Source organism: Paenibacillus sp. FSL P2-0136 (assembly GCF_037975325.1).
GTDB lineage: Bacteria > Bacillota > Bacilli > Paenibacillales > Paenibacillaceae > Paenibacillus_AQ > Paenibacillus_AQ silagei.
In genome coordinates, this window is sequence record NZ_CP150244.1 from 6,681,752 (window position 1) to 6,706,039 (window position 24,288).

General features: G+C 51.5%; 20 protein-coding genes. All 20 read right to left on the reverse strand.

The window, feature by feature from the left end; translation table 11 throughout:
- Positions 1 to 146: 146 nt before the first annotated feature.
- The 20 genes from NYE26_RS28505 to atpA all read right to left on the reverse strand — a co-directional run bounded on the left by NYE26_RS28505 (position 147) and on the right by atpA (position 24,287).
- Complete coding sequence (locus tag NYE26_RS28505) at positions 147 to 3,806, reverse strand: S-layer homology domain-containing protein (protein ID WP_339251855.1); 3,660 nt, start codon at positions 3,804 to 3,806, stop codon at positions 147 to 149.
- A gap of 187 nt (positions 3,807 to 3,993) precedes the next feature.
- Entirely contained in the window at positions 3,994 to 5,121 is a 1,128-nt protein-coding gene (locus tag NYE26_RS28510) for an MraY family glycosyltransferase (RefSeq protein WP_076084500.1), read from the reverse strand.
- Positions 5,122 to 5,234: 113 nt separating this feature from the next.
- On the reverse strand, positions 5,235 to 5,993 hold the full coding sequence (locus NYE26_RS28515) for a WecB/TagA/CpsF family glycosyltransferase (RefSeq protein WP_339251858.1): 759 nt from the start codon (positions 5,991 to 5,993) through the stop codon (positions 5,235 to 5,237).
- Between the two features lie 7 nt (positions 5,994 to 6,000).
- A complete protein-coding gene (csaB, locus tag NYE26_RS28520; protein ID WP_339251860.1) occupies positions 6,001 to 7,170 on the reverse strand; it encodes a polysaccharide pyruvyl transferase CsaB in 1,170 nt (389 codons plus the stop codon).
- Entirely contained in the window at positions 7,143 to 9,182 is a 2,040-nt protein-coding gene (locus NYE26_RS28525) for a DUF5693 family protein (protein ID WP_339251862.1), read from the reverse strand. The genes csaB and NYE26_RS28525 overlap by 28 nt, the downstream gene beginning before the upstream one ends.
- A gap of 147 nt (positions 9,183 to 9,329) precedes the next feature.
- Complete coding sequence (locus tag NYE26_RS28530; RefSeq protein WP_339251864.1) at positions 9,330 to 11,048, reverse strand: phospho-sugar mutase; 1,719 nt, start codon at positions 11,046 to 11,048, stop codon at positions 9,330 to 9,332.
- Between the two features lie 47 nt (positions 11,049 to 11,095).
- Complete coding sequence (gene fabZ / locus NYE26_RS28535) at positions 11,096 to 11,518, reverse strand: 3-hydroxyacyl-ACP dehydratase FabZ (protein WP_339251866.1); 423 nt, start codon at positions 11,516 to 11,518, stop codon at positions 11,096 to 11,098.
- Positions 11,519 to 11,821: 303 nt separating this feature from the next.
- Positions 11,822 to 12,061 carry a DNA-directed RNA polymerase subunit beta gene (locus NYE26_RS28540; RefSeq protein ID WP_036699259.1) on the reverse strand — a complete coding sequence of 80 codons (240 nt, stop codon included), beginning with the start codon at positions 12,059 to 12,061 and terminating at the stop codon, positions 11,822 to 11,824.
- Between the two features lie 9 nt (positions 12,062 to 12,070).
- The gene (locus NYE26_RS28545) at positions 12,071 to 12,886 is read right to left on the reverse strand and encodes a flagellar hook-basal body protein (protein WP_339251868.1); all 816 of its coding nucleotides are present in this window, start codon (positions 12,884 to 12,886) and stop codon (positions 12,071 to 12,073) included.
- A 71-nt stretch (positions 12,887 to 12,957) separates the two neighbouring features.
- Positions 12,958 to 13,836, reverse strand: a complete 879-nt coding sequence (locus NYE26_RS28550; RefSeq protein ID WP_339251870.1) for a flagellar hook-basal body protein — start codon at positions 13,834 to 13,836, stop codon at positions 12,958 to 12,960.
- A 49-nt stretch (positions 13,837 to 13,885) separates the two neighbouring features.
- On the reverse strand, positions 13,886 to 14,884 hold the full coding sequence (mreB, locus tag NYE26_RS28555; protein WP_036699265.1) for a rod shape-determining protein MreB: 999 nt from the start codon (positions 14,882 to 14,884) through the stop codon (positions 13,886 to 13,888).
- Between the two features lie 127 nt (positions 14,885 to 15,011).
- Positions 15,012 to 15,299 carry a sporulation transcriptional regulator SpoIIID gene (gene spoIIID / locus NYE26_RS28560; RefSeq protein WP_019915029.1) on the reverse strand — a complete coding sequence of 96 codons (288 nt, stop codon included), beginning with the start codon at positions 15,297 to 15,299 and terminating at the stop codon, positions 15,012 to 15,014.
- Positions 15,300 to 15,520: 221 nt separating this feature from the next.
- Positions 15,521 to 16,258, reverse strand: a complete 738-nt coding sequence (locus NYE26_RS28565; RefSeq protein ID WP_339251872.1) for a M23 family metallopeptidase — start codon at positions 16,256 to 16,258, stop codon at positions 15,521 to 15,523.
- Between the two features lie 61 nt (positions 16,259 to 16,319).
- Positions 16,320 to 17,486 (reverse strand): stage II sporulation protein D, encoded by a 1,167-nt coding sequence (gene spoIID / locus NYE26_RS28570; RefSeq protein ID WP_339251874.1) that lies wholly within the window; start codon positions 17,484 to 17,486, stop codon positions 16,320 to 16,322.
- Between the two features lie 275 nt (positions 17,487 to 17,761).
- Positions 17,762 to 19,138 (reverse strand): UDP-N-acetylglucosamine 1-carboxyvinyltransferase, encoded by a 1,377-nt coding sequence (gene murA, locus NYE26_RS28575; RefSeq protein WP_339251876.1) that lies wholly within the window; start codon positions 19,136 to 19,138, stop codon positions 17,762 to 17,764.
- Between the two features lie 197 nt (positions 19,139 to 19,335).
- Positions 19,336 to 19,593, reverse strand: a complete 258-nt coding sequence (locus NYE26_RS28580; protein WP_209868443.1) for a DUF1146 family protein — start codon at positions 19,591 to 19,593, stop codon at positions 19,336 to 19,338.
- Positions 19,594 to 19,864: 271 nt separating this feature from the next.
- Positions 19,865 to 20,281 (reverse strand): F0F1 ATP synthase subunit epsilon, encoded by a 417-nt coding sequence (locus NYE26_RS28585; RefSeq protein WP_036699230.1) that lies wholly within the window; start codon positions 20,279 to 20,281, stop codon positions 19,865 to 19,867.
- A 63-nt stretch (positions 20,282 to 20,344) separates the two neighbouring features.
- On the reverse strand, positions 20,345 to 21,742 hold the full coding sequence (gene atpD / locus NYE26_RS28590) for a F0F1 ATP synthase subunit beta (protein WP_036721719.1): 1,398 nt from the start codon (positions 21,740 to 21,742) through the stop codon (positions 20,345 to 20,347).
- A 52-nt stretch (positions 21,743 to 21,794) separates the two neighbouring features.
- A complete protein-coding gene (gene atpG / locus NYE26_RS28595) occupies positions 21,795 to 22,664 on the reverse strand; it encodes an ATP synthase F1 subunit gamma (RefSeq protein WP_076084536.1) in 870 nt (289 codons plus the stop codon).
- 111 nt (positions 22,665 to 22,775) lie between these two features.
- Positions 22,776 to 24,287, reverse strand: coding sequence for a F0F1 ATP synthase subunit alpha (gene atpA, locus NYE26_RS28600; RefSeq protein ID WP_036721723.1), 1,512 nt, complete (start codon positions 24,285 to 24,287; stop codon positions 22,776 to 22,778).
- Position 24,288: the final 1 nt, after the last annotated feature.

Here is a 24,288-nt window from a genome sequence, read left to right on the forward strand (position 1 = left end):
AATGTTTGTGCTTACAGCTTCTTAGGTCATTGTAACGCAAAGTAACACACAATTCAAAGATTTGTATATGGAAATTGTAAAAGATAAGCCTCTTTCCCGTAAACAGGGAGTCAGAGGCTTATTTTTACTTCATATATATATTTTTTTTACAACCTCTTCATCTTAGCCATAATACGCTGTGCCATTACTGCTGCATCCGCCCTCGTAAAGTTGGCTTGCGGATCGAAACGGAATGTTGCCTTCTTTTGTCCAGCCACCAGCTTGTTTTCAATTCCAGAAATTACACCGGCTTTGTAGGCTGCAAGGATAGAAGGAGCTGAGTATACCGACACAATTGATCCCGTATCCGTAAACAGCTTCTGCAGGGCCGCCAGATCGGTGGCATTGTTTCCAAGCTTCAAGCTCATTGCACGAGCGATCATCACCGCTGCATCCTCTCTGGATAAGGTGCGGTTAGGAGAGAAAATTCTCGGTGCTGTTCCGCGGATAATCCCTTTGCGGACCGCTGTTTCTATATAACGATAATCCCAGTGATAATCACTGTATTTAACCACATCTGAGAAAGTCAGATTGTTTGGCTCGTAATCAAGCTGAATACCCATAATCTTAACGAGCATGGTAGCAAATTCCCCACGCGTAACATTCTCATACACGCCAAACTCATTAGCATCCTTCGCATTCATAATCCCTCTGGATAAAATAGTCTCCAGCTCGCTGCGCGCATAGGTGTGGGAGACAATATCATCATAACTGTAGCGTAAGCTCATTACAGTGTAATAACCAAAGCCGTCGAAGGTGGCCGTAATCGTCTTGCTCCCTGTGTTGACCACACCGCCCATGTTATACCAGGTGCCGTCAACATTCTTCCAAACAGAGATATTAGAGGTTGCGGCATTAACGATTGTCGGATCATATTTCAGTGTAATCTTCCCTTGCTGTGTAGGCTCCATCCATCTGCCCATATGTCCGAGGAAGGATTCGTTCCCCTTCTTATATGGATGAGAAGCAACTACAGTTGAATAATCATTAATGGACGTCGCGGAAACAAAGTATCCCGGGTCAATCCAATACAAGTTCGAAGCATATCCGTAATGAAGTTTTGGGGTCATATAAGCAGTAGCCAAGCCGCTGGCAGGAACCTCAACCAGCTTGCCGTCCTGATAACTCGTTCCATCATATTCACCTACCGGATTATACTGCTTCACGGTACGTCCATCTTGCTTATCAGCAATACCAAGCAGGATATATTGTTCATTGAACAGATTGATCTGCCGGGTATTACTTGACCCTGGTGTCGGCGTTGCATCCCGCAGCATTGTTCCTTTTGGGAAAACGAGACTAACTGCATTCTGGAAGGCTGTCAGCTTGCCAGATGAGTTAAGAGTCGTTTTTAGCTGTGCTCCTTGCAGGATCTCATCTGAGTAGGTTACATCAAACGTTCCGTTCGATTTCGTCGTGCCTGTCGTGACGGTGAACTTAACCGTGTTTTTTCCTTTTTTCAGACCTTTCAATTCGAGACGGAAGATGTCCTTCGCCCCTTTAATCATCGGTTCTTTACCAATTACAATGCTTGTAGCCCCTTCAGCCTGAATACTCACATCAATAAAGTTCTGTTTGATGATGCTTTCATTCGGAAGCTTTGGTGACAAAATTCTATAAGGAGGAACCTCACGGGTAATTTGCAAAGTCTGCGTGATTGCCACTGTTCCTACTCTGGCTGTAATGACAAAGGTCTGCAGCCCGGTCGTAGGTAGCTCTTGAGCTTTAATCACGAATTCTCCGTCCTTGTTAGCAGGTGTCGTGAGATAACTTGAAGCTGTGCTCCATACACCTGCACTAGTCCCGGAAGGTCCACTATAATCTGCAACAGCATATTGCTTACCGTCTTTCATTATGACAACCTGAGTGGCGTTATTCACTACAAAGTGAATATCCGCCGCAGATTCGTTTGTCGTGTAATTAAGATTTGAATTCTTAATAAACACCCCATTCGGATCCGAGATCTGACCTACTGGATAAGGAACGACGCCATCAATATTTGGTGTATTATTCGGAAATAGATACACAGTGAGGTTCGTCGAGACAGGAACTCCATTTGCGATACCCGCAATCGTAATTTTGTTTGGTCCGGCCACCAGAGAGATACCAGAAGTATCTACGCTGAACTCTTGAGGAGAAGTACTGTCGAGAGTTGGTTTAATCGAAGTTCCATTAATAGTTGCCTTGACAGAGCTAAGATCACCTGCCGGGAAATTTACAAACCGCCCCTTGATGGATGTGAATTCACCTTCATATTTAAACACCTGATTGTTATAAATATTCGTAAGCTCAATAAATGGAGCAGACACATAATTAACTGGGAGCACCTTAGTATCAATGACAGGACTGTTGGCAGAGTTGTCCTTCTTCAAGTCAATCTGCAATGTCTGCTCGCCAGTTGGCAGTCCATTAATCTTGAACACTCTGTAGCCGTCTGCCGTCTTCATAGAGTTTGTATCTGTGACAAACAGACCATCTGATACCTTTTTACCATTCTGATATGAGCTAATGACCAGATTTCCTGGAGCACTTGTAGTTTCGCTTGTCTTGATCATTAACCACAAAGGCAACTCAAACAAATTGGAATTGCCGGTAAACACGCCGGATGAGGAATAACTAACAGAACTCCCACTCGCCTTTGCGCTGTATAACTGTTCAACCCCTGTAATAGAAGGGTCATTGGCATCCCGGTAGGTGAATTGCAATGGATTTATGCCCATACCGTTATACGTACCATTGGTAGTTGTAAAGGTGATAGTGTACAAGCCATTGGCAGAGAGTGTTACATCAGCTGTAGTAGTATAATGGAACGTTATATATTCCCCGTTTTTAACCGTAGAATCAATTGTGGTAGCACCGCTAGCTAGTACATCGCTGCCCGTAGTCGTATTACGAACAGTGACGGTCATATTCGACAGCGGCGGTTTGCTGGTATCATCGGATACACGATAGGTAATCGAACCGGAAAGCTTACCCTTAATTTGGGTATCTGAGCCTGCATTTGTTACGATATTCCCCTCATCTATCTTGTAAGATCCGATCTTCGTCTGGTTCGGAGTCCCCTTATCAATAGGCGCATATACCACTTCACGCGTAACCGCATAAGTACGCGTACCTGAATCTGTGGTTGCAACGAAGGTCAGCTTATTAAGACCCGCAGTTAACGGTATGTCAGCAATAACGAAAGTACTGCTACCACCGTTAAACATTTTGGAATTATTAACCATAACTTCTGTGGCATTCGGAGCTTCCAGAGTCAAAGTTAATCCTGCTGTATTAACCATTGTAGGTGTATTCTCACTTAGCAATGTACCATCCGGTAAAGCAATATTATAAATGGCAGGAACGTTGGAGAAATTAACATAGGCTTCCCCACTGGCTAAGCTTCCTGTAGCCGTGGTACCGTAAACTGTGATCCGGTTGAGGCCTTGGCTCAGCTTCACACTAGGAAAACGGAAAAATTTCTCGTTCTCAATAATCGGCTTAACATCGGCACCACTTGCTCCAGGTACTACATTCCCGTTGACAATTCCGTCTACTTGATAGTAGATGCTGTCAGCAGACACTCCATTAAACGTACCTTCTACGTCAACGGTACTGGTATTCACTGAAGTTGGAGCACCCTTATCTGTACTGAACTTGGTAAACTGAAAGTATTGTCCTGTTGCAGGGTCCGCTGCATAAACAGCACCCGCTGAGGAAAGTGTGGATATCATCATCACTATCGCTAAGAACATTCCGCCTATCGCCTTCAAACTTTTCTTCACGTAAGAAACCTCCTACTGCTTTTTGGTTTATTGTCGGCCTGTGCAGCATTCCGCGTCTTAACCAACTCTATATTTTTATCGGACAGATATTGACTAATAATTAGCAAAAAAATAAAAAACCTTACTCCACTGGAGTAAGGTTAGGTGCTCACTGCGATTTGTATTTTATAAATTGCTAATCATGAATCTAGGATTTGGAGCTTCGTTCAGGATCAACCTTCATCCGCATTCTCAAAAACAAATCAATCACCGGGCGCTTGGTCTTGCTGATGACGCCGGTGATCTCTGCGCCGATCTGCAGGAAGAAGAGCATGACGCAGATGACTACGAAGGTAACCCAGTTGGCTTCGTAGAGCGAAGCGGAGGTCTGGATGACTGCCAGGATACCGAAGAATGCGGCAATGCCGTAGATGATCAGTACCGTCTGGCGGTGGCTGAAGCCGAGCTCGCGCAGACAGTGATGGAGATGGCCTTTGTCCGGAGCGAAGATCGGCTTCTTCTGCAGCTTGCGCCGGACGATGGCGAAGAACGTATCAGATAACGGAACTCCGATAATCAGGAGTGGTGTGATGAATGAAACCACCGCAATCTGTTTGAAGCCGAGGAGTGCAAGCAGTGCCAGGCAGAAGCCCAGGAACAGCGAGCCCGTATCTCCCATGAAGATTTTGGCGGGATGGAAGTTGAAGAACAGGAATCCCAGTATGCTGCCCAGAAGCAGCAGACAGAGCAGGGCAACCATGGTGTTCCCCATCAGGAAAGCCATGACAGCAATCGTAGCAATGGCAATACCGGATACGCCTGCTGCAAGCCCGTCCAGCCCATCGATCAGGTTCACGGCGTTCGTGACGCCGACAATCCAGAAGATCGTCAGAGGGATGGCAATCCAGCTCTCTAAGGAAGAATAGCTATTATGAAAAGGAATATTTACGAAATCTACCGTGATGCCAAACCCGAAAACTACAATACAGGCAGCAGCAATCTGGCCCAGCAGCTTCACTTTGGCTGATAGCTCAAAACGGTCATCCAGACCGCCGATCAACACAATCAGTCCTCCGCCGCATAGCAGCGCTTTAATGAAATTAGCCTCCCGGGGAGTGAAGTCATACGGAATAATCGGTAATACGGCAAGCAGGCCTAACACAAACGCCAGAAATATGCCGAGTCCGCCAAGGCGGGGCATGATCTTCGTATGCACTTTCCGGGCATTTGGCACATCTGTCGCACCGATCTTAATGGCGAATTTCTTCACGAACGGCGTCAAAAGCAGTGCAAGCCCCATGCACACAACGAATCCGGCGATGTATATGATTAACATGTGAAAAGTCGACCTCCATTTCTCTACCGCATTGAATTATACGCTGAACCAAAAACAAATTCCAATACTGTTTTTAGGCGATACCACGGATTTTTTCAGTAAATTTCCTCATTTTACTGGTCTTTTGTCACTTTATCTTTCTCTCGTACCACTTTTACTGCGAATTTCGGCAGCGCAAGCATTCTTTTGTAACGTGTGGGTTCCTTGAGCAGCCGGTATAACCATTCTGCCCTTAATTTCTGGAAGGCCACAGGTGCACGGCGGCTCTTGCCGGAGATCACATCAAAGCTCCCGCCGACACCCATCATCACCGGGATCTGCAGCCGGGCTTTGTATTTGGCGATCCATGGCTCCTGGCTGTCCGCCCCTCTGGCAACAAAGAGCAAGTCAGGCTTCGCTTCAAGGATTCCGCCCACAATGTGTTCATCCTCTGCCGGACCAAAATACCCGTCATGATATCCTGCGATGACAATACCGGGATATCTTGTTTGTAACCGGGAAGCCGTCTCGCGAATCACCTCAGGGGTTGAACCGAGCAAATATACTCTCCAGTTATAGCTTTCGCCTTGGTGCAATAATTCATGTAAAAGATCAAAGCCCGCTACACGCTCAGCTACAGGCTCCTGACAATACTCCGCGGCCCAGACCACTCCAGTTCCGTCAGGGACAACCAGCTCAGCTGATTTCATAATCTCCATATAAGACGGATTCTCCAGCGCCGCCATGACCATAATCGGATTGGCAGTAATTACCTGATGAGGCTCACGCTTATGAACCGCCTCTGTCAGATAAGAAACGGTGGTCTTCATATCCGCCTTGGATACTCTTATGCCAAAAATGGGTACTGTCGGTAATGCGCTATCTGCTTTCACTTGTCACTCATCCTTTACGGCCGAAATATTGGACAATTCGCCGGGCCGGTGCCTCTGCCTCTTGGGTGAGCGCGGCAATCAGCGGCTCCCGCTCCTGCTTCCAGCGCTCCCCTGAGCGCAGCAGTTCCAGAAGCCCGGCAGCTACCTTGTCTGCCTCCAGTGTATCTGTCTTGCCTACCGGCTGACAATCCACCCGCTCAAGAAAATGATCAATCTTCGGATCATAAGAGACGCCCATCAGCGGAACATGCTGTCCCGCAGCATAGATAAGGCTGTGCAGCCGCATACCTATAAGCGCCTGGCACTGGCTTACCTCCCGCAGCATCTGCAGCGGATGAAGCGCATCCTCACGGATCGTTACCGATCCCCCATTGTCTTCTATACTCCGGCCCAGCTTCTGCATTACATAACGGGAAGCCTCATTGTCCGCAGAATGATGGAAAGGCAGAAAGCGTATATGGAGCGGCTGCTCCGCAGAAGCCTTCACCAGGCCTTCAGCCAACGCGTCCAGCTCCTTACGGGACTGCTCCCAGAAGCGGACAGAGACACCTACAGTAGCGGGCACAATTTGCAGCCCGGAGCTATGTGTATGCCCAGCTACCGGATCTGCTCCTGTATGTTGTTCCGGCTGCATATCCTCAGGCAACTCCAGACCCATAACCGGGTCAGGTACAACCTCTATCCCGTCAGTGCTAAGCCCCATAGACTGAAGCAGCAGGCGGGACTGTTCATCCCGCACAGAGATATAGGCACATTTCCGGAAAACCGATTTGATCAGCGGATGAAACAGCTTGCGGTTCACCGGGCCGATCCCCTGGGAATAGATAAATATCGGCTTCCCCATCCACTGGGCCAGCTTGATGATGCCCAGGTAATACGGAATGGTCTTGCTGCTTGTAACATCCTGAAGCAGGCTGCCGCCGCCGCTGATCAGACCTGCACTCTCCGATATGGCTCTCCGCACCTCTCCCAGCTTCATGCGGTGTACGGATTCCACCCCATACGTAGCAGCCGTCCAACCCGGATCAATGGATAAGACCACAGGCTCCAGCGTTATTCCAGCGGCCTGAGACTGCTTGCGCAGAGCATTCAGAATTGACTGCAGAACGGCTTCGTCTCCGCTGTTGCGGAAGCCGTAGAAGCCGGAGATTACAATTTTTTGAGGAGTGGTGACCATCGTTTCCAACATCCTTCCGCAATCTGCCATACCCCAACAGCGATAATACCGATGATCAGGCCGAGTCCAAGACCCAGGAGTCCGCGGATCAGCGAGATCAGCACAGGTGAATGAATATGGGCAAAGGTATCCACCATAGACAACTGCCCAATGACTGCAATAATCATGATGAAGGCTGCACTCCTGTATTTATAGGCCAAGAATGCTCCGAGGATAAAGAGCGGATGCGCCAGCAGGAATTCCTTGTTACGCGGTCTTACCCCGACGGTATTCTCCAGGAAGACACGAAGGATTTTCTCCGGTGCACTTACACTTCCGGCATTCCCGGTCCGGCTCAGATAATACATTCCCACGATACCGATTACACCAGCCGCAATGACCATAGCGAGTGTAATCGGCGTCCGCAGCAGTTTACCTGTCTTGTTAAAGGCAAACTCTCCACGGTACAGAAGCACATAGATTGCGGTAAGCCCGATCGGGGCCAAATGTAGCAGACTTACCCCGCGGAACTGTTCCAGTACCAGGGCATAGGTAATATTATTCAGCAGCGCAATGACGAAAGGCACCGCACTGAAGGTGATTAACGCAGTTTTGACATACAGGACGAGACTATGGGTCAGACGGCGGCGCGGGCTCATTACTGCAAAGGTTAACGGATTAGCGCGTAACGGCGGGCCCATCTCATTAATTTTGCGGATAGCCAGCACTATAGCCAGTGTAGGCGCACTTATAGCAACGGCAAGCGCAAGCGCCTGTTCAAATAATGTCGGCTTCAGCACCAGCAGTCCTGCACTTCCAACCAGTCCAAGCACCCATACAGGCAGAGTAAGCCAAGGGATGAAGTAGGAGAACAGCAGCGCAACCATAGCCACCGCTCCGATTACCGCAATCAGCTTGAAGTAACGCTGGAAGGAGGAATCGCTCACATCAAAGGCTGTAGCCTGTCCAATGTTGAAGCCGTTCGCTTCAATTTTGGCCACCGCACCCTCAGGTCCGCTGAGACTCTCAATCAGGTTATCCATCGTATCTGTAATGGCAGCCTTCTTGGTGTCTCTGGAGGGAATCGTATTCAGATAGATCATGCGGATATTGCGGTCTTTGGTGCCCAGCGCGAACCGGTCTGCAATCACTTCAGTCTTCAGGCTGGAATCCGCCTCGCTGAGTGAATACAGGCGCGTCACGTTGTAATCCAGCATATAGGCCAGCTTGGAGAAGCCCTTCTGCTGAACCTTAATATTCTCGATTGCCGCAATTCCCATCCCGTGCTGCTTCAGGAGATTGGCGAAGACGGTCAGACTGCCCGTATCCGCATCATCGGAGTACCCTTTGACAGACTCTCCTTCAAAAAGAATCCGCTTGACGCCAAGCTCGGCGTAACGGTCCAGCAGCTTCTTCACGGCATCCTGATTGTATGCCAGAGAGTCTACAAGCCGGGGCACAATGTTGAAGCCCTTCCCGTGCAGCATTTCCAGTGTAATCGGGTCCGGCTGCAGCGGCTTGAGTGTTGCATCCTCCAGCGGTGTCTGGATGATCAGCCCCTGCTGGCCGCGGTAGTTCCATTCTTCCGTCCGGATGTCCAGTCTGCTGAAGGCATCGCGGATAACCGGTGAGAGCATTTCACTGTTCTTCGCACTGGTAAAGAGGACATATGTATAGTTCTCATTCTCCGGAATCACAGTATCGGTAAGATTGGCGATATCAGACGCTCCCCAGATCATCAGGCGGCGCGCCTTGCGGAAATCCTCCAATGTATTTTCATAGATAGCCATACTCTGAACACCGGCTGCCTTCAGCCGGTCTAACTGCTCGTTGATATAATCCTGCGGGTTCTCCCGGTAGCTCGCAACCTCAACCAGATCGCGGTAATCAAAGACAAACTCAACCGATTTGGAAGACTTCTCTGTCTGTAGACGGTCGTATACGACCGGAAGTGCACCGATCAGCCCTATCACCATAATGATCCATAACCACTTGCGTGATGCTATATTCCAGCGTTGCCATTTCTGCTGCACCAAAGTACCTCCTCTTTCACTTTAAAGCTGATTGCCTTACATCACAGCTGCCGACCCGACCCTCTTGCCACCGGCAAATTTAAGCGGAAACGGAGGTCTGTCCATCTGGAGCAGCTCCGTTTCCGCAGGGAAGTTATCTATTGCTTATTATTTCCCGTCTACCCGTGCCATAACCTGACTGGTCAATTCCGCAACCTTGTGCTTGGCGTTGTCCAAGGATTCACCCACCACGGCAAAATACACTTTGATCTTCGGTTCCGTGCCGGACGGGCGCAGGCAGAACCACGAGCCGTCCGACAGCAGATATTTCAGCACGTTCTCTTTAGGCAGACCGTCAAGCCCCAGGGAATAGTCCAGCACCTGCGTTACGGATGCCCCCGCGATTTTGTGCGGCGGGCTGGTCCGCCAGTCATTCATGATCCCCTGAATCTGGGCCACTCCGTCCTTGCCCTTCAGCGTGCGGGATTCCAGGCTCTCCAGGAAGTATCCGAACTGTGCATACAGCTCTTGCAGCACATCGTACAGGGTCTTGCCCTGGGCCTTGTAATAGGCACCCGCTTCAGCGATCAGCATTGCAGCAAGGACTGCATCCTTGTCACGGGCATAGTTACCGGCCAGATAGCCGTAGCTTTCTTCATATCCGAACAGATACGTATACTCGCCGGACTGCTCGAACTGGTTCATCTTCTCCCCGATATATTTGAATCCGGTCAGGGTGTTGAACACCGTAGCGCCATAATGGCTGGCTACAGCAGCACCCATCTCACTGGTTACAATGGTCTTGACTACAGCGCCGTTAGCCGGCAGCTTCCCTTGTTCCTGTAAACGGCTCAGGAAATAATGAATCATGAGCGCGCCGGACTGATTCCCGGACAGCACTACAAATTTGCCTTCGTTGTCACGAACCACGGCACCCATACGGTCAGCATCCGGATCTGTACCGATCAGCAGATCCGCATTCAGCTCTTCGCCCAGCTTCATCGCCAGGGTGAAGGCTTCACGTTCCTCCGGATTCGGAGATTTCACGGTAGAGAATTCGGAATCCGGCTGTTCCTGTTCAGGAACTACATGTACCTGAGTGAAGCCGATCTTCTCCAGTACACGGCGGACCGGAAGATTGCCTGTCCCGTGCAGCGGCGTATAGACAATGGAGAAGTCACGGCCCAGCGAAGAGGCAATCTCTTCACGGCTGACACTTACCGCAGCAACCGTATCCGTAAATGCCTCGTCCGCTTCGGCCCCCAGCCAGTGCAGCAGGCCTGCGCTCTCTGCAGCCTCCTGAGACATGCGCTTCACTCCGTTGAAGGAGTCCACATTCAAAATATTAGCAATAACCTTCTCCGCTTCATGCGGCACCAGCTGTCCGCCCTGGGCATTGTAGACCTTGTATCCGTTATATTCAGGGGGATTGTGGCTGGCAGTGATTACAATGCCTCCAGACGCCTTCAAATGACGGACGGTAAAGGATAACTGCGGCGTAGAACGCAGGGAAGAGAACAGGTGGGTCTCAATTCCGTTGCCGGCGAGTACAAGCGCAGCCTCCAGCGTGAATTCCGGCGAGAAGCGCCGGGAATCGTGGGCGATAACCACCGAGGGTCTGCCTTCTCCCGTATGCTGTCCCAGAATGTAATCAGCGAAGCCCTGAGTAGCCCGGCCGACTGTATAACGGTTCATCCGGTTACTGCCTGCTCCGATGACTCCGCGCAAACCGCCTGTACCAAATTCAAGATCTCTATAGAATCGCTCTTCCAGTTCCTTAGGTTCACCGGCAAGGGCCTTCAGCTCTTCTTTGGTGTTCTCGTCGACAGAAGGGTCCTGCAGCCAGCGTGTCAGGGTCTCCTGCGCCTTCGGGCTTAATCCAGTCATGTCAATCTCTCCTTCTCCATCTATAATATATAAGTTTATAACAGGAACTAGCTGAGTGCGAACATAATCTCGCCGGACGCTACCGTCTTGCCGTCCACCTTGGCAGTGGCTTGTCCTTTACCGATACTGCCTTTAAGCCGGGTAATCTCTACCTCAAGCACAAGGGTATCGCCGGGAACAACCTGTCCGCGGAAGCGGAAGCCGTCAAGCCCGGCCAGAAAACCGATTTTGCCCCGGTTAGCTTCTACGCCAAGAATAGCCACAGCGCCCACCTGAGCCAAGGCTTCCGTAATCAGCACACCCGGCATCACCGGGAAGCCAGGGAAGTGTCCGGCGAAAAACGGCTCGTTCACTGTAACATTCTTGATGCCTACCGCACGTTTGCCCATTTCTATTTCAGTAATTCTGTCCACCAGCAGAAATGGGGGCCGGTGGGGGATTATTTCTTGAATCTCATTGGTATTCATCATGATTATAAAGCTCCCTTCGGTTATAACCGCGTCTATGAACCTCCGCCTACAGCAGCACTTTTGTTTTATTCTCCGCCGTCTCTGCATAAATATGGACAGCTTCGGCAAAAACTATAATTATCCTTCACCACCTGCAGCAGTGGAGGTTAAGATAAGGGGCTTTCTCCACCGCACGCGGCAGCATGGCGGAGAGGGCCCTTTTTGGCGCTCTTAGGGCACGCCATCATTATACATTTTTCAGTATAAAAAAGAAAACTCCCCTGCACAACAAGGGAGCCTCCGATATCGGTATGCCATAACGCTTTAAGGTGCGAACACCAGATCATATACATGCTTCCACGTGCTCCACAGGAGCACATCACTTAGTTCCTTTTTGCCGAGGATCACATACCCTACGACCAGCCCGCCTCCAAGCGCGGCAACCAGCAGCAATGGAATCAGGAACCACTGAATAATGGTCCAGGCCCTAATCCTGCGCCGCTTCACCGGCTGCTGCTGTTCCTCTTCTGCTTTCTGTGCAGTCTTAACCTTCTCACGACTCATTCCTTCACCTCACGCGCGCATGTTATTAGCCAGGCCCAGCATCTGGTCACTGGAGGACAGCGCCCGGGCAGCAAGCTGATACGTACGCTGAATCTGCATCATCTCCGTCATTTCCCGGCTCAGATCCACGTTAGAGGATTCCAGATAGCCTGAGCGAACGCCCACTGTCGAAGGCTCTGTAGCAGCCTTGAATGCCTGCTGCGCTGTTACGCCATCAGCCAATACATAGAAATTACCGTCCACAGCTTGCAAAGCATTCTTGCTGAGCGGCTCAACAATCATTAAGCTGCCTGCCAGGACAGGCGGCTGTTTCTCATCCGTCTTGGTCCACACCTGCCCGCGCTCATCAATAGCAGCACTTACATTAGCCCCTACGCTGAGCGGAGTACCGTTAGCACCCAGCACAGGATTGCCGGTATTGTCCACAAGAATCATCTTATCCTTATTGGCCGTATCCGGGGTGAAGTGGAAATTCCCCTGGCGGGTATATGCCGTTTCACCTTTCACCTGAACGCCGAACAATCCATTGCCTTGAAGCGCCAAGTCCGTAGGCTTCCCTGTCTCCTGGAGCGTGCCTTCCTCCCAATTACTTGACACTGTAGGCACACGCACACCAAAGCCGATATTGAAGCCCAGCGGCATGCTGCGCCCAGGCTGGTCATAGTCCTTGGATTGCTGCTGTACACGGGTAAGCACATCCTCAAACGAGCCTTGCTTGCTCTTATAACCATTGGTATTCATATTGGCAATGTTATCCGCTATAATATCCAGCCGCTGCTGCAGACTGGCCATTGAGACAGAAGCACCGATTGTCGAGTTGTTCACAGGTCTAACCTCCTACTAGCTTGATAAGAAGAAACTGGCTTACACCATCAGTAATGGTCCATGCAGCCCGGCTATACCCGGCCGACTTCATTCACGGCCTTCTGCAGGCTGCTGTCGTAGAACTGGATCACTTTCTGATTCGCTTCATACGCGCGGTAAGCGGCGTTCATATCCACAGTGACCTGAGTGGCATCCACATTAGAGTTCTCAAGGTAGCCCTGGCGTACCTGCAGAATATCCGTTCCATTAGAAAAGCGGATGTCTGCGGCCTCGGCATCATCAGCATGAAAAACCCCGTTGCCGTCACGCACCAGCTCCTGCGGTCTTGTGACGACGCTGATTCCGATCCGGGTGCCTGAAGGCTGCCCGGTAGCATTGTTAATCAGATTTCCCTGCCCGTCCACTTTAAGGTTATCCTGGGGCCCTGTCAATCGCAGTGGATTGCCGTTACTGTCGAGCACCTTGAATCCGCCAGAACTAAGCACTTCCCCTGTAGGAGCAACTGTAAAGCTTCCGTTACGTGTATATAAATTATTGCCTTCATTATCTTGAACCGTAAAGAACGCCTGGGGCCGGTAAGTAACCTCGCCATCCGGACTGATATATTTCCCCGAGCCGTCAAAAGCAAGATTGGTACCCGGATTCTCCGGGTCTGGGACCTGCAGATCGGTAGACAGCGCAAAGTCTACGCTTTTGCCGCTCTCAATAAGGTCGCCCTGCAGGTATTGGGAGACGGACTGCTCGGCAAAAACCCCGGTATTGATCCGTCCGACAGTCTTAGCAGCGCCCCCGTTCATCGCGGTGACCAGCACCTCGGGAAAAGCGTGGCTGACACTGTCGACCTGCTTGTACCCCGTAGTATTTAAATTGACCAAGTTCTGCGTCGCCGTATCATGTCTGCGCTGCTGCGTCACCATTCCTGCTGCGGCTGTATATAATCCTCTGAGCATGAGGTCAGTCCCTTCCTGGAATCTGCTGTTCTCCCTTATTATCGGCAGGCTAGAACTTTTTCTTAACCACCTTGTCCAAATGATCCAGCATAATTCCCGTGCCCTTGACGACGCAGTGCATCGGATCTTCAGCCACCCAGACCGGAACATGCAGCTGTTCGGAGAGCAGCTCGTCCAGTCCGTTAAGCAGGGCGCCTCCGCCGGTCAACACCACTCCACGGTCAATAATATCTGCCGACAGCTCAGGAGGCGTACGCTCCAGCACCGACTTGGCCGCAGCCACAATCGACGAAACCGGGTCCCACAGCGCTTCCTTCACCTCGCCGGATGAAATGGTAAGAGTCTGAGGTAATCCGCTCACCATATCACGCCCGCGGATGTCCATCTCTGCCTTCATGCCGCCCGGACGTACCGAGCCGATGGTCACTTTGATATCCTCCGCCGTGCGTTCACCGATCAGTAGCTTATATTTCTGTTTAATATATCTTAAAATGGCATCGTCGAACTTGTCCCCTGCGATCTTAATGGAAGAGGCGGTAACGACGTCGCCCATGGACAATACGGCTACATCCGTCGTTCCGCCGCCAATATCGACGACCATATTTCCGCTAGGCTGATAAATGTCCATTCCTGCGCCAATGGCTGCAGCTTTGGGCTCTTCCTCCATGAAGACCTCTTTGGCCCCGCTGCGCTCTGCCGCCTCACGGATGGACTTCGTTTCCACAGATGTAATATTGGTGGGAGCACAAATCAAAATACGGGGCCGCGAATACCAGGTCCGGCCGCCAACGCTGTCAATAAAGTATTTGAGCATCATTTCCGTAATGGCAAAGTCGGCGATTACCCCGTCACGGAGCGGACGAATCGTCGTTATATTTCCAGGTGTCCGCCCGACCATCCGGCGTGCCTGTTCACCAACCGCAAGGACCCGCTTCGTATCACTTTCAAGTGTGACCACGGAAGGTTCATCCAGAACGACTCCCCTTCCCTTGACATGAATGAGCACGTTGGCTGTGCCGAGATCGATTCCGATATCCTTGCTAAGCATAATGAAAGAGCCCCCAAAGTGTTATTTTAAATGAGAAAAGAAGATTGTACCAAATTTAAAAATACCATACTTTAGGGGGTGAGTACAATGGACTAAACCTGAATTATGGCGCGAAAATCCGAAAATCTTATGGCTTTGAGGCTACGGCAACCTCACGCTTCTTACCTGTCGTTTTCTTATATTTAATTTTTGTGGCTTCTCCCCCCCGAAGATGACGGATGGACTTGTGATATTCGAGAATGTGCTTCACCTGATCAGCCAGATCCGGATTAATTTCCGGCAGCCGTTCGGTTAAATCTTTGTGCACCGTGCTTTTTGAAACGCCAAATTCCTTGGCTATGGTCCGGACCGTGTGCCTGGTTTCCACGATGCAGCGTCCGATTTTAATGGTACGTTCCTTGATGTAATCGTGCACGCTCCCGCCTCCCAACTGTGAATAGTTTGGTACATTATATGAGGGGCGGGCCTATATATTCGCGCTTTCAGGACATGACAAGCTCAGGAAGGCTCATTTTATTTGTCGGACAACCCAATTCACTGCATTTCACGGCCCCATTTCCAGAATAGAACCTGCTGGACTGTCCATTTCAGGTAGAAAAAAAACAGGAGGCTTCCGCCCCCTGCTGATCATTCGGCTTAGCGCTGCGGAAGCAGATCCGAAGGATTCACAATCTTGCCGTCCTCATGCACTTCAAAGTGCACATGGTTGCCAAGACCCTTCTCCATCTCATTGCGTCCCGCTGTAGCCAGCGTATCGCCCTGCTTCACTTCGTCGCCCTGCTTCACTTTGGTTTCACCCAGACTCTGATAGACCGTCTTCAAATCGCCGGGGGAGGTAATCTCGATTACCTTACCCAGTACAGCAACATCTTCCACTCTGGTGACTTCACCGCTGAGCGCCGCCTTCACATCAAACGTCTTGTTGTCCTCACGGGCAATATCAATTCCGGTGTTGGTGACAAAGGTATTGTTGTACTGCACCATCGCCGCAATATGATTCTCTTCCGTGCCGTTCTCATCGTAGTACGGTTTGACCACTTCCACTTCACTCGGGCTTGCTACAGGCCAGACCAGGCTTTCGGCTGATGCGACAACTTCCAGGGCTTCGGGATCACCGTTTGCGGCTCCGGTTTTGCTGCCGGCCTCACCTTGGGATACTACCGCGGCGTTGTCGGGATTCAGCGGCTTCTGGCCGGCATCCTGATAGACCCACACCAAGGTTAGTATAAGTGCCGCTGCCGCCGTGTAGACTGCCGGGAATACCCACCGTTTGGATAACAGTCTGCTCCATGAAGAAGGCTTGGCGCCTGAATCTCCCTGCTTGTTTTTGAGAGATTCATCATGGGTTGATTTGATTTTGTCTTGTTCATTCATATGGTTATCACCTCAGTAACCAGTGTTACCGGGCGCTTCGCTTTTATACGTATCTTGCAGATTATTTTTTCAGGAGAGTTGAGATTCCGGTAAAAGAGACCCCGCTGTAGTAGTGTTTGAGAATCTGGGTCGCGGTCTTGCCCTCTTTCGCCATTCCGTTCGCCCCCCACTGACTCATGCCGACACCGTGGCCGTTACCATACGTGGTGATCTGCACCTTCCCCGCTTGGCGCTTCCAGGTGAACTGGCTTGAGCGCAGCCCCAGCTTCTCTCTCACTTCCCGCCCGGTAAACACCTTCCCACCGATAGAGATCTGTTTGATCCGGTGGCCGGCTGTAAGCGACAGCACCTCCGCTGGCAAACTGGTGGAGGATTGAGCGGAGACCGGCACTGCCTTGCCCGAAGCTCCCAGACTGGCTGCTACCGGAAGGTCCTTGGTTCCAAGGCCCAGCTTGCTGCGCAGCTCCGAATTGCTGAAGGTGTAGCTTACCGCCAGGTTCGGGGTGATCTGCAGTTCCCACGGGCTGGCTACACTGCGCAGGTAGGGAACCGCAGCATTCCAGTACTCCTCGGAGTTCTCCGTATACCCTCCGCTGGAGGCGAAGAAGGAAGCCGTGATCGGCTGCCCCTGATAGGTCATGATGGTCCCGCGCGTCTCCAAGACCGCGCGGCGGATCTTCGCCAGGCCGGCGCGCTTGCTGCCGGACGCCCAGTCCCGTTCCAGCACGGCCTGGGATACGTAAGCCTGATGGCTTACCGTATCGCTCACATCCGCTTCGTGAACGGGGACCCCGCTGTGGTCGCCGGCGACCAGACGGCGGGCAATGAACGTGCGGGCCGCTACGGCCTGCGCCTTGAGCGCTTCGAGCTCAAATTCGGCCGGCATCTCGGCCGCCAGTACGCCGCTGACGTATTCCTCCAGCGGCAGGGTCTCTATTTGTCCGCTGCGCGACAAATAGACGGAGACCTCCGGCTGCGGCGCCTCTGCGGCAGCCGTTGCCGGCGGCGCCGGAGCGGCCGTGGCCTGCGGCACGGCCGGGGGCGCCGGCGGCTGTTGTCCCCCGCGCTGCGGGACAACGGCCAGCGGCAGCAGTAGCGCCGCCAGCAGGGGCGCTGCCAGCCAGGCGGCGGGGGCCAGCCGCCGCAGCGGGTGTGCGCCGCGCCGCCGCACGCGCGCTACGCTGCGCGGACGCTTCAGAATGCGCCGCAGGTTGATTAACTCTTTCATTTCTATGGCTCCTTCCGTAAGCACCGGTGATTCTTATAGATATGAATTTGCGGCACCTGCTAGAACGGGATTTTGAGAGAAAGAGAGTTGCGGAATCCCCCGGAACATATAAGGTAAATTTCCCAAGTGGAAACGGCTTTGCCGTCCTTTTAAAGGACGGTACCGTTTCAGCGAGAAATAGAAGGATAATTTATCGTGTGCAACATATAAACTCTTATATTTCAAAAAAGGACCAGCCGCTTAGCGGCTGGTCCTCATATTTTTAAGAATAACTATTATACCCAAGACGGCTGAATCTGGAAACGGGGTCTGATCTCTTCGGCTTTGGAGGATTCGCTTCTGGCCGGTTCAGGCTTAAGTGCTTCTTCCTTCGCAGCAGGAGCAGCCGACTCTTCCATGGAAATCCGCCATATGTCCGCACCAAGTCCTGACAGCTTCTCAGCCAGGTGCACATACCCGCGGTCAATGTGATGCGTTCCGCTAACTTCTGTAGTGCCTTCCGCCACAAGTCCTGCCAAAATAAGCGCAGCTCCTGCACGCAGGTCCGTAGCACATACCTTAGCGCCGACCAGACTGGCATTGCCGGTCACGATTGCAGAACGGCCCTCAATCTTGATCTCCGCGTTCATGTTGTGGAATTCATCCACATGCATGAACCGGTTCTCGAAGACAGTCTCTGTCACTACGCTGGTTCCTTCCGAGCGGAGCAGCAGCGCCATCATCTGTGACTGCATATCTGTCGGGAATCCCGGGTAAGGTAATGTCTTGAGATCGACAGCCTTCAGCGGCTTGTCGCTGATGACACGGACTCCGTTCTCATCCGGGATAATCGTAACGCCCATTTCCTCCATCTTGGCAATCACCGGACCCAGATGGTCGGCAATAGCTCCCTCAACATACACATCACCGCCCGTAATCGCCGCTGCCGCCATGTAGGTTCCAGCTTCGATCCGGTCAGGAATGACATGATGTCTTACGCCGTGCATACGCTCAACGCCTTCAATCCGGATCACTCCGGTACCGGCTCCGCGTACAATGCCGCCCATCCCGTTCAGGTAATTGGCAAGGTCAACAATCTCCGGCTCTTTTGCGGCGTTCTCAATCACTGTGGTGCCTTCGGCAAGCGCGGCAGCCATCATTATATTTTCGGTCGCACCTACGCTGGCCACATCCAGGTAAATCTTGGCGCCGCGCAGTCTCCCGTTACTTTTCGCATCAATATAGCCCTGGCCCAGACTAATCTCGGCCCCAAGCGCTTCAAAACCCTTCAAATGCTGGTCAATCGGCCTAGTTCCAATGGCACAACCGCCAGGCAGAGAAATACGAGTATGCCCCATACGGGACAGGAGTGGGCCCATAACCAGGAAAGAAGCCCTCATTTTGCGTACCCATTCATATGGTGCTTCACAGGAAGTAATATTAGTGGCATCTACTTCAATCACATCGTTCTGGTATGTAATACCTGCACCCAGAGATTCCAATACCTTGTTAATCGTCATTACATCGTCTAACGGAGGTGCGTCCACAATGACGCTGACTCCTTCTTCTGCCAATAGAGAGGCGGCTATGATCGGTAGTACGGAATTTTTTGCGCCGCTGACTTTCACGCTCCCGGTCAATCTGTTGCCACCGCGGACGATAAATTTGCTCATTTCGGTTTCCCTCCGCGTCCATTATTTCTGAAATTAATTTTGAGGTTAAAATTCGTCTGTTAAGATATTGAATATTCCGCCATTGCGTCTTAGGTGCAGATTCCTTGCTTAACTTCAGTGTTGACATAATAAAACCTTATTATTCGACACTTTTTTCACTATGTTGGCCTATACAGATATAACCAAAGCCGCTGCCGTTAAAACATCCGTGCGATAAGTCCGCTCCAACCCAGGTAATCAAGCAGGAACCCGGCCACGAAGTGACCCAGAACAATCGCCAAGAGCAGGTGCAGCAGTCTGCCCTGAGGGCTCTTGGGATATCTTATGACCAAATCCAGCTTAAGGTTCTGAAGTGCCCACCAGGATAATGCAACACAGATCAAAGAGATAATCATCGAAATCATATTGCTGGTGCCGATCGCACCTGACAACTCAGCGGATAAGCGTGTGTTCATATTAGCCCCCTGTGTTAGGTACTCGGAAATCGACTCTTATATCATACTTGTGCAGGGGAAAAGAATCCAGTACTTTTACGAAATTTTAAACAATTGGGTCTTTATATGCAGATCTGATGACGATATGTTCATAATCTGCTAGATTTGCGCTAGCTAAATTCCCCCACAAAGTGGGCTTTAGCTTCGATGATGACTCAGGTACTTTGCGGGGGCCCCAAAACATATAAATTCTAAAAAAAGCAGTCAAGCCCAGGGCTTGACCGCTTATCTGCTACTGTTGTCCTTTGCCGGTCGAAACTTTGATCCGCGTTACAGCACGCTGCAATGCCAGCTCCGCACGGCGGTGATCGATCTCATCCTGCTTGCTTTGCAGCTTAAGGCGGCGCTCAGCCCGCTCCTTAGCCGCTTCAGCGCGCTCCACATCAATATCCCGGGGCAGCTCAGCACTTTCAGCCAGCACCGTTACCTTATCTTTGTGCACTTCAACGAAACCGCCATGCACAGCGATGGAGACTGTAACGCCGTCCGCCTTAACGCTAAGCGGAGCAACCTGAAGCGGGGTGACGAGCGGAATATGTCCCGGGAGAATCCCCAGTTCACCATTCACGCCGCGTACCGTCAGACTGTTCACTTGCTTGGAGTAGACCAGATGCTCCGGAGTAACTATTTCGAGCAAAAAGGTATTCACTTCCATTCCTCCTCAAAGCTTTACAGAATAAAGCCCGATCCCCCAGCATAAGCATGCTTAGGGTTACAACGTTTTCGCTTTTTCCACGGCTTCTTCAATCGTGCCTACGAACAGGAACGCTACTTCCGGAAGATCATCATGCTTACCTTCCAGTATTTCCTTGAAGCTGCGTACGGTTTCTTTGATCGGCACGTATTTGCCTTTGAAGCCGGTGAACTGCTCTGCTACGTGGAACGGCTGGGACAGGAAGCGCTCAACCTTACGGGCGCGGGCCACAATGACCTTATCCTCTTCACTCAGCTCATCCATACCGAGGATGGCAATGATATCCTGAAGCTCGGTATAACGCTGCAGCAGCTGCTTAACGCCTTGTGCCACGTTATAGTGCTCTTCGCCGACGATTTCCGGTGCCAGCATCCGCGAGCTGGAAGCCAGCGGGTCAACCGCAGGGAAAATCCCTTTTTCGGAGATTTTACGCTCCAGGTTGGTCGTTGCATCCAAGTGGGCAAATGCCGTAGCCGGTGCAGGGTCAGTATAGTCATCCGCAGGCACGTAGATCGCCTGAATGGATGTAACAGAGCCTTTCTTCGTGGACGTAATCCGTTCCTGCAGCTGACCCATTTCTGTAGCCAGTGTAGGCTGGTAACCTACCGCAGAAGGCATCCGGCCGAGCAGGGCCGATACTTCGGAACCCGCCTGGGTGAAGCGGAAGATGTTATCGATAAAGAGCAGCGTATCGCGGCCTTCCACATCACGGAAATATTCCGCCATAGTCAGACCGGTCAGTGCTACACGCAGACGTGCGCCAGGAGGCTCATTCATCTGTCCGAAGACCATGGCCGTTTTCTTGATTACGCCGGAATCAGTCATTTCGTGATAGAGGTCATTCCCCTCACGTGTCCGCTCGCCAACGCCGGCGAATACGGAGATACCGCCGTGTTCCTGTGCGATGTTGTTGATCAATTCCTGGATGGTTACTGTTTTACCTACGCCGGCACCGCCGAACAGGCCGATTTTACCGCCCTTGGCATAGGGTGCCAGCAAGTCGATAACTTTAATTCCGGTCTCCAGAACCTCTGCCTGAGTTGACAATTCATCAAAGGTAGGAGCCAGACGGTGAATCGGGTTTCTAGCCGCCACCACTTCAGCACCGTTATCGATTGGATTACCAAGTACGTTAAATACGCGGCCAAGTGTTGCTTCACCCACAGGAACCGAGATTGGCGCTCCCTGGTCAATAGCGTCAATCCCGCGAACCAGTCCATCTGTAGAGGACATGGCGATACAGCGCACCAGGTTATCTCCAAGATGATTGGAAACTTCAAGAGTCAGATCCATGCTGCGGCCATCGCTGAGGCTCGCAACTATTTTGATGGCGTTGAATATCTCGGGCAGCTGGCCGCGTTCAAATTCAATATCGACAACCGGACCCATAATGCTCACAACGCGTCCTTTGTTCATCTTCATTTCCCTCCTCGAAAGCTGTTACATATGGACCTTAAGCCCACTCATATTAAGACTGCGCGTTCGCACCAGCCACGATCTCGGTAATTTCTTGCGTAATGGCCGCCTGACGGGCACGGTTGTACGTAAGCCTAAGTTCTCCGATCATTTTTGACGCGTTCTTCGTTGCACTGCCCATCGCTGTCATCTTGGCTCCCAGCTCGCTGGCCTTGCCGTTCAGAAGAGCACCATAGATTAAAGTTTCGGCATATTTCGGAAGCAGAACCTCCAGCACGCCTGCAGGTGAAGGCTCGTATTCATAAGCAGCAGATGCTCCGTGATGCCCGCCTTCCCCAACGCCTTCCATAGGCAGAAGTCTGTCTACAGTCGGAACCTGGCTGATCGCATTAACGAACCGGTTGTAGCAAATGTAGATCTCATCATAGACGCCTGTCTCGAACTGGTTAACCGCCGAATAGGCAATCGACTTGATGTCGGCAAATTTCGGGGTATCGGACAGCTCGGTGATTTCTTCTACAATGGGATATTCACGGCGCCGCAAAAAGTCACGGCCTTTGCGCCCGATCACAAACAGCGCATACTCATCCTTGGACTTATGGCGTTCTGCGATCAGCATCGTTACTTTACGCAGAATATTCGCATTGTAGCCGCCGGCAAGACCTCTGTCCGAGGTGATGATCAGATAACCTGTTTTTTTGACAGGCCGGCTGACCAGCATCGGGTGCTGGAGATCCTGCGTACCGGCAGCAATACTCGAGACGACCTCTTTCAGCTTCTCTGAATACGGACGGGCTGCTTCCGCCTTCTCCTGCGCCTTACGCAGCTTGGATGCAGCGACCATCTCCATCGCTTTGGTGATCTGTCTGGTGTTCTGAACGCTCTTAATTTGACGTTTAATATCGCGCATGCTTCTTGCCATGATTTCACCACCTTAGAGCTTTGACGTAGGTCAAAGCTAACTTCGTAAGCATAAGCTGAGCTTTGGCGTACCAAAGCTAACTTCGTAAGCATAAACGGTAAACTCTATATATTAGCTTGTAGCAAAGCCTCTTTTGAATTTCTCGATGGCATCCTTGAGCGCTGCTTCGTTGTCTGCTGTCAGATCCTTGGTATCCGCGATGGATTTCAGGATTTCAGTTGCACTGCTGTCGATAAAGGCCAGGAATTCCTTCTCGAAACGCTTAACGTCCTTGACAGGAATATCATCCAGATGTCCTTTGACAGCGGTGTACAGACTAAGCACTTGATGTTCAACGCTAAGCGGCTGGTTCACACCCTGCTTCAGAATCTCCATCATACGCGCGCCGCGGTTCAGACGGGCTTGCGTTGATTTGTCCAGATCGGAGCCGAACTGGGAGAAGGCTTGAAGCTCACGGTATTGAGCCAGATCCAGACGCAGGGAACCGGCGACCTTCTTCATGGCTTTGATCTGTGCGGAGCCCCCTACACGGGATACGGAGATACCTACGTTGATCGCCGGACGCTGACCGGAGTTGAACAAGTCCGATTCAAGGAAGATTTGGCCGTCTGTGATCGAAATTACGTTCGTTGGAATGTAAGCCGATACGTCAGAAGCCTGTGTTTCGATGAATGGCAGCGCGGTTAATGAACCACCACCAAGCGCATCGCTAAGCTTGGCCGCACGTTCCAGCAGACGGGAGTGCAGATAGAATACGTCACCAGGGAAGGCTTCACGGCCCGGTGGACGGCGGAGCAGCAGGGACAATTCGCGGTAAGCCGAAGCCTGCTTGGACAGGTCATCATAAATGACAAGCACATGCTCACCCTTGTACATGAAGTATTCGCCCATAGCGCAGCCTGCGTACGGAGCAATATAGAGCAGCGGAGAAGGCTCGGAAGCCGACGCGGTTACAACGATAGTGTAATCCAGCGCGCCATGACGGCGGAGGGTTTCTACTACCTGTGCAACAGTAGATTGTTTTTGTCCGATAGCAACATAGATACACTTCATCCCGTTGCCCTTCTGGTTGATGATCGCATCAATTGCGATTGCTGTCTTACCTGTCTGACGGTCACCAATGATCAGCTCGCGTTGTCCGCGGCCGATTGGCACCATGGCATCGATTGCTTTTAGACCCGTCTGCATCGGTTCGTGTACCGACTTGCGGTCGATAACCCCCGGTGCGTTATGTTCAACCGGACGGAATTCTGTAGTAGCGATCGGTCCCTTGCCGTCAAGCGGCTGACCCAGTGCATTCACTACGCGGCCCAGCATGGCTTCGCCAACCGGAACCTGCATGATCTGACCGGTACGTTTAACCTGATCGCCTTCGCGGATCTCTTTGTATTCACCCAGAATAACAACACCGACGTTGCTTTCTTCCAGGTTAAGCGCCATGCCTACTACCCCGTTGGAGAACTCCAGCAGTTCCCCTGCCATTGCGTTTTCCAGACCGTAGACACGGGCGATACCGTCGCCGACTTGAATGACGGTGCCAATTTCGGCCACTTCGATATCGGCTTTATATTGCTCAATTTGACTTTTGATCAAAGTGCTGATCTCTTCAGGTCTGATGCCCAAT

Bases quoted from the DNA above. Each gene is read 5' to 3' on its own strand.
- NYE26_RS28510 (WP_076084500.1), bottom strand. From the start codon at position 5,121: ATGTTAATCATATACATCGCCGGATTCGTTGTGTGCATGGGGCTTGCA.
- csaB (WP_339251860.1), bottom strand. From the start codon at position 7,170: ATGGTCACCACTCCTCAAAAAATTGTAATCTCCGGCTTCTACGGCTTC.
- NYE26_RS28530 (WP_339251864.1), bottom strand. From the start codon at position 11,048: ATGACTGGATTAAGCCCGAAGGCGCAGGAGACCCTGACACGCTGGCTG.
- fabZ (WP_339251866.1), bottom strand. From the start codon at position 11,518: ATGATGAATACCAATGAGATTCAAGAAATAATCCCCCACCGGCCCCCA.
- NYE26_RS28540 (WP_036699259.1), bottom strand. From the start codon at position 12,061: ATGAGTCGTGAGAAGGTTAAGACTGCACAGAAAGCAGAAGAGGAACAG.
- NYE26_RS28550 (WP_339251870.1), bottom strand. From the start codon at position 13,836: ATGCTCAGAGGATTATATACAGCCGCAGCAGGAATGGTGACGCAGCAG.
- mreB (WP_036699265.1), bottom strand. From the start codon at position 14,884: ATGCTTAGCAAGGATATCGGAATCGATCTCGGCACAGCCAACGTGCTC.
- NYE26_RS28565 (WP_339251872.1), bottom strand. From the start codon at position 16,258: ATGAATGAACAAGACAAAATCAAATCAACCCATGATGAATCTCTCAAA.
- spoIID (WP_339251874.1), bottom strand. From the start codon at position 17,486: ATGAAAGAGTTAATCAACCTGCGGCGCATTCTGAAGCGTCCGCGCAGC.
- murA (WP_339251876.1), bottom strand. From the start codon at position 19,138: ATGAGCAAATTTATCGTCCGCGGTGGCAACAGATTGACCGGGAGCGTG.
- NYE26_RS28580 (WP_209868443.1), bottom strand. From the start codon at position 19,593: ATGAACACACGCTTATCCGCTGAGTTGTCAGGTGCGATCGGCACCAGC.
- atpD (WP_036721719.1), bottom strand. From the start codon at position 21,742: ATGAACAAAGGACGCGTTGTGAGCATTATGGGTCCGGTTGTCGATATT.
- atpG (WP_076084536.1), bottom strand. From the start codon at position 22,664: ATGGCAAGAAGCATGCGCGATATTAAACGTCAAATTAAGAGCGTTCAG.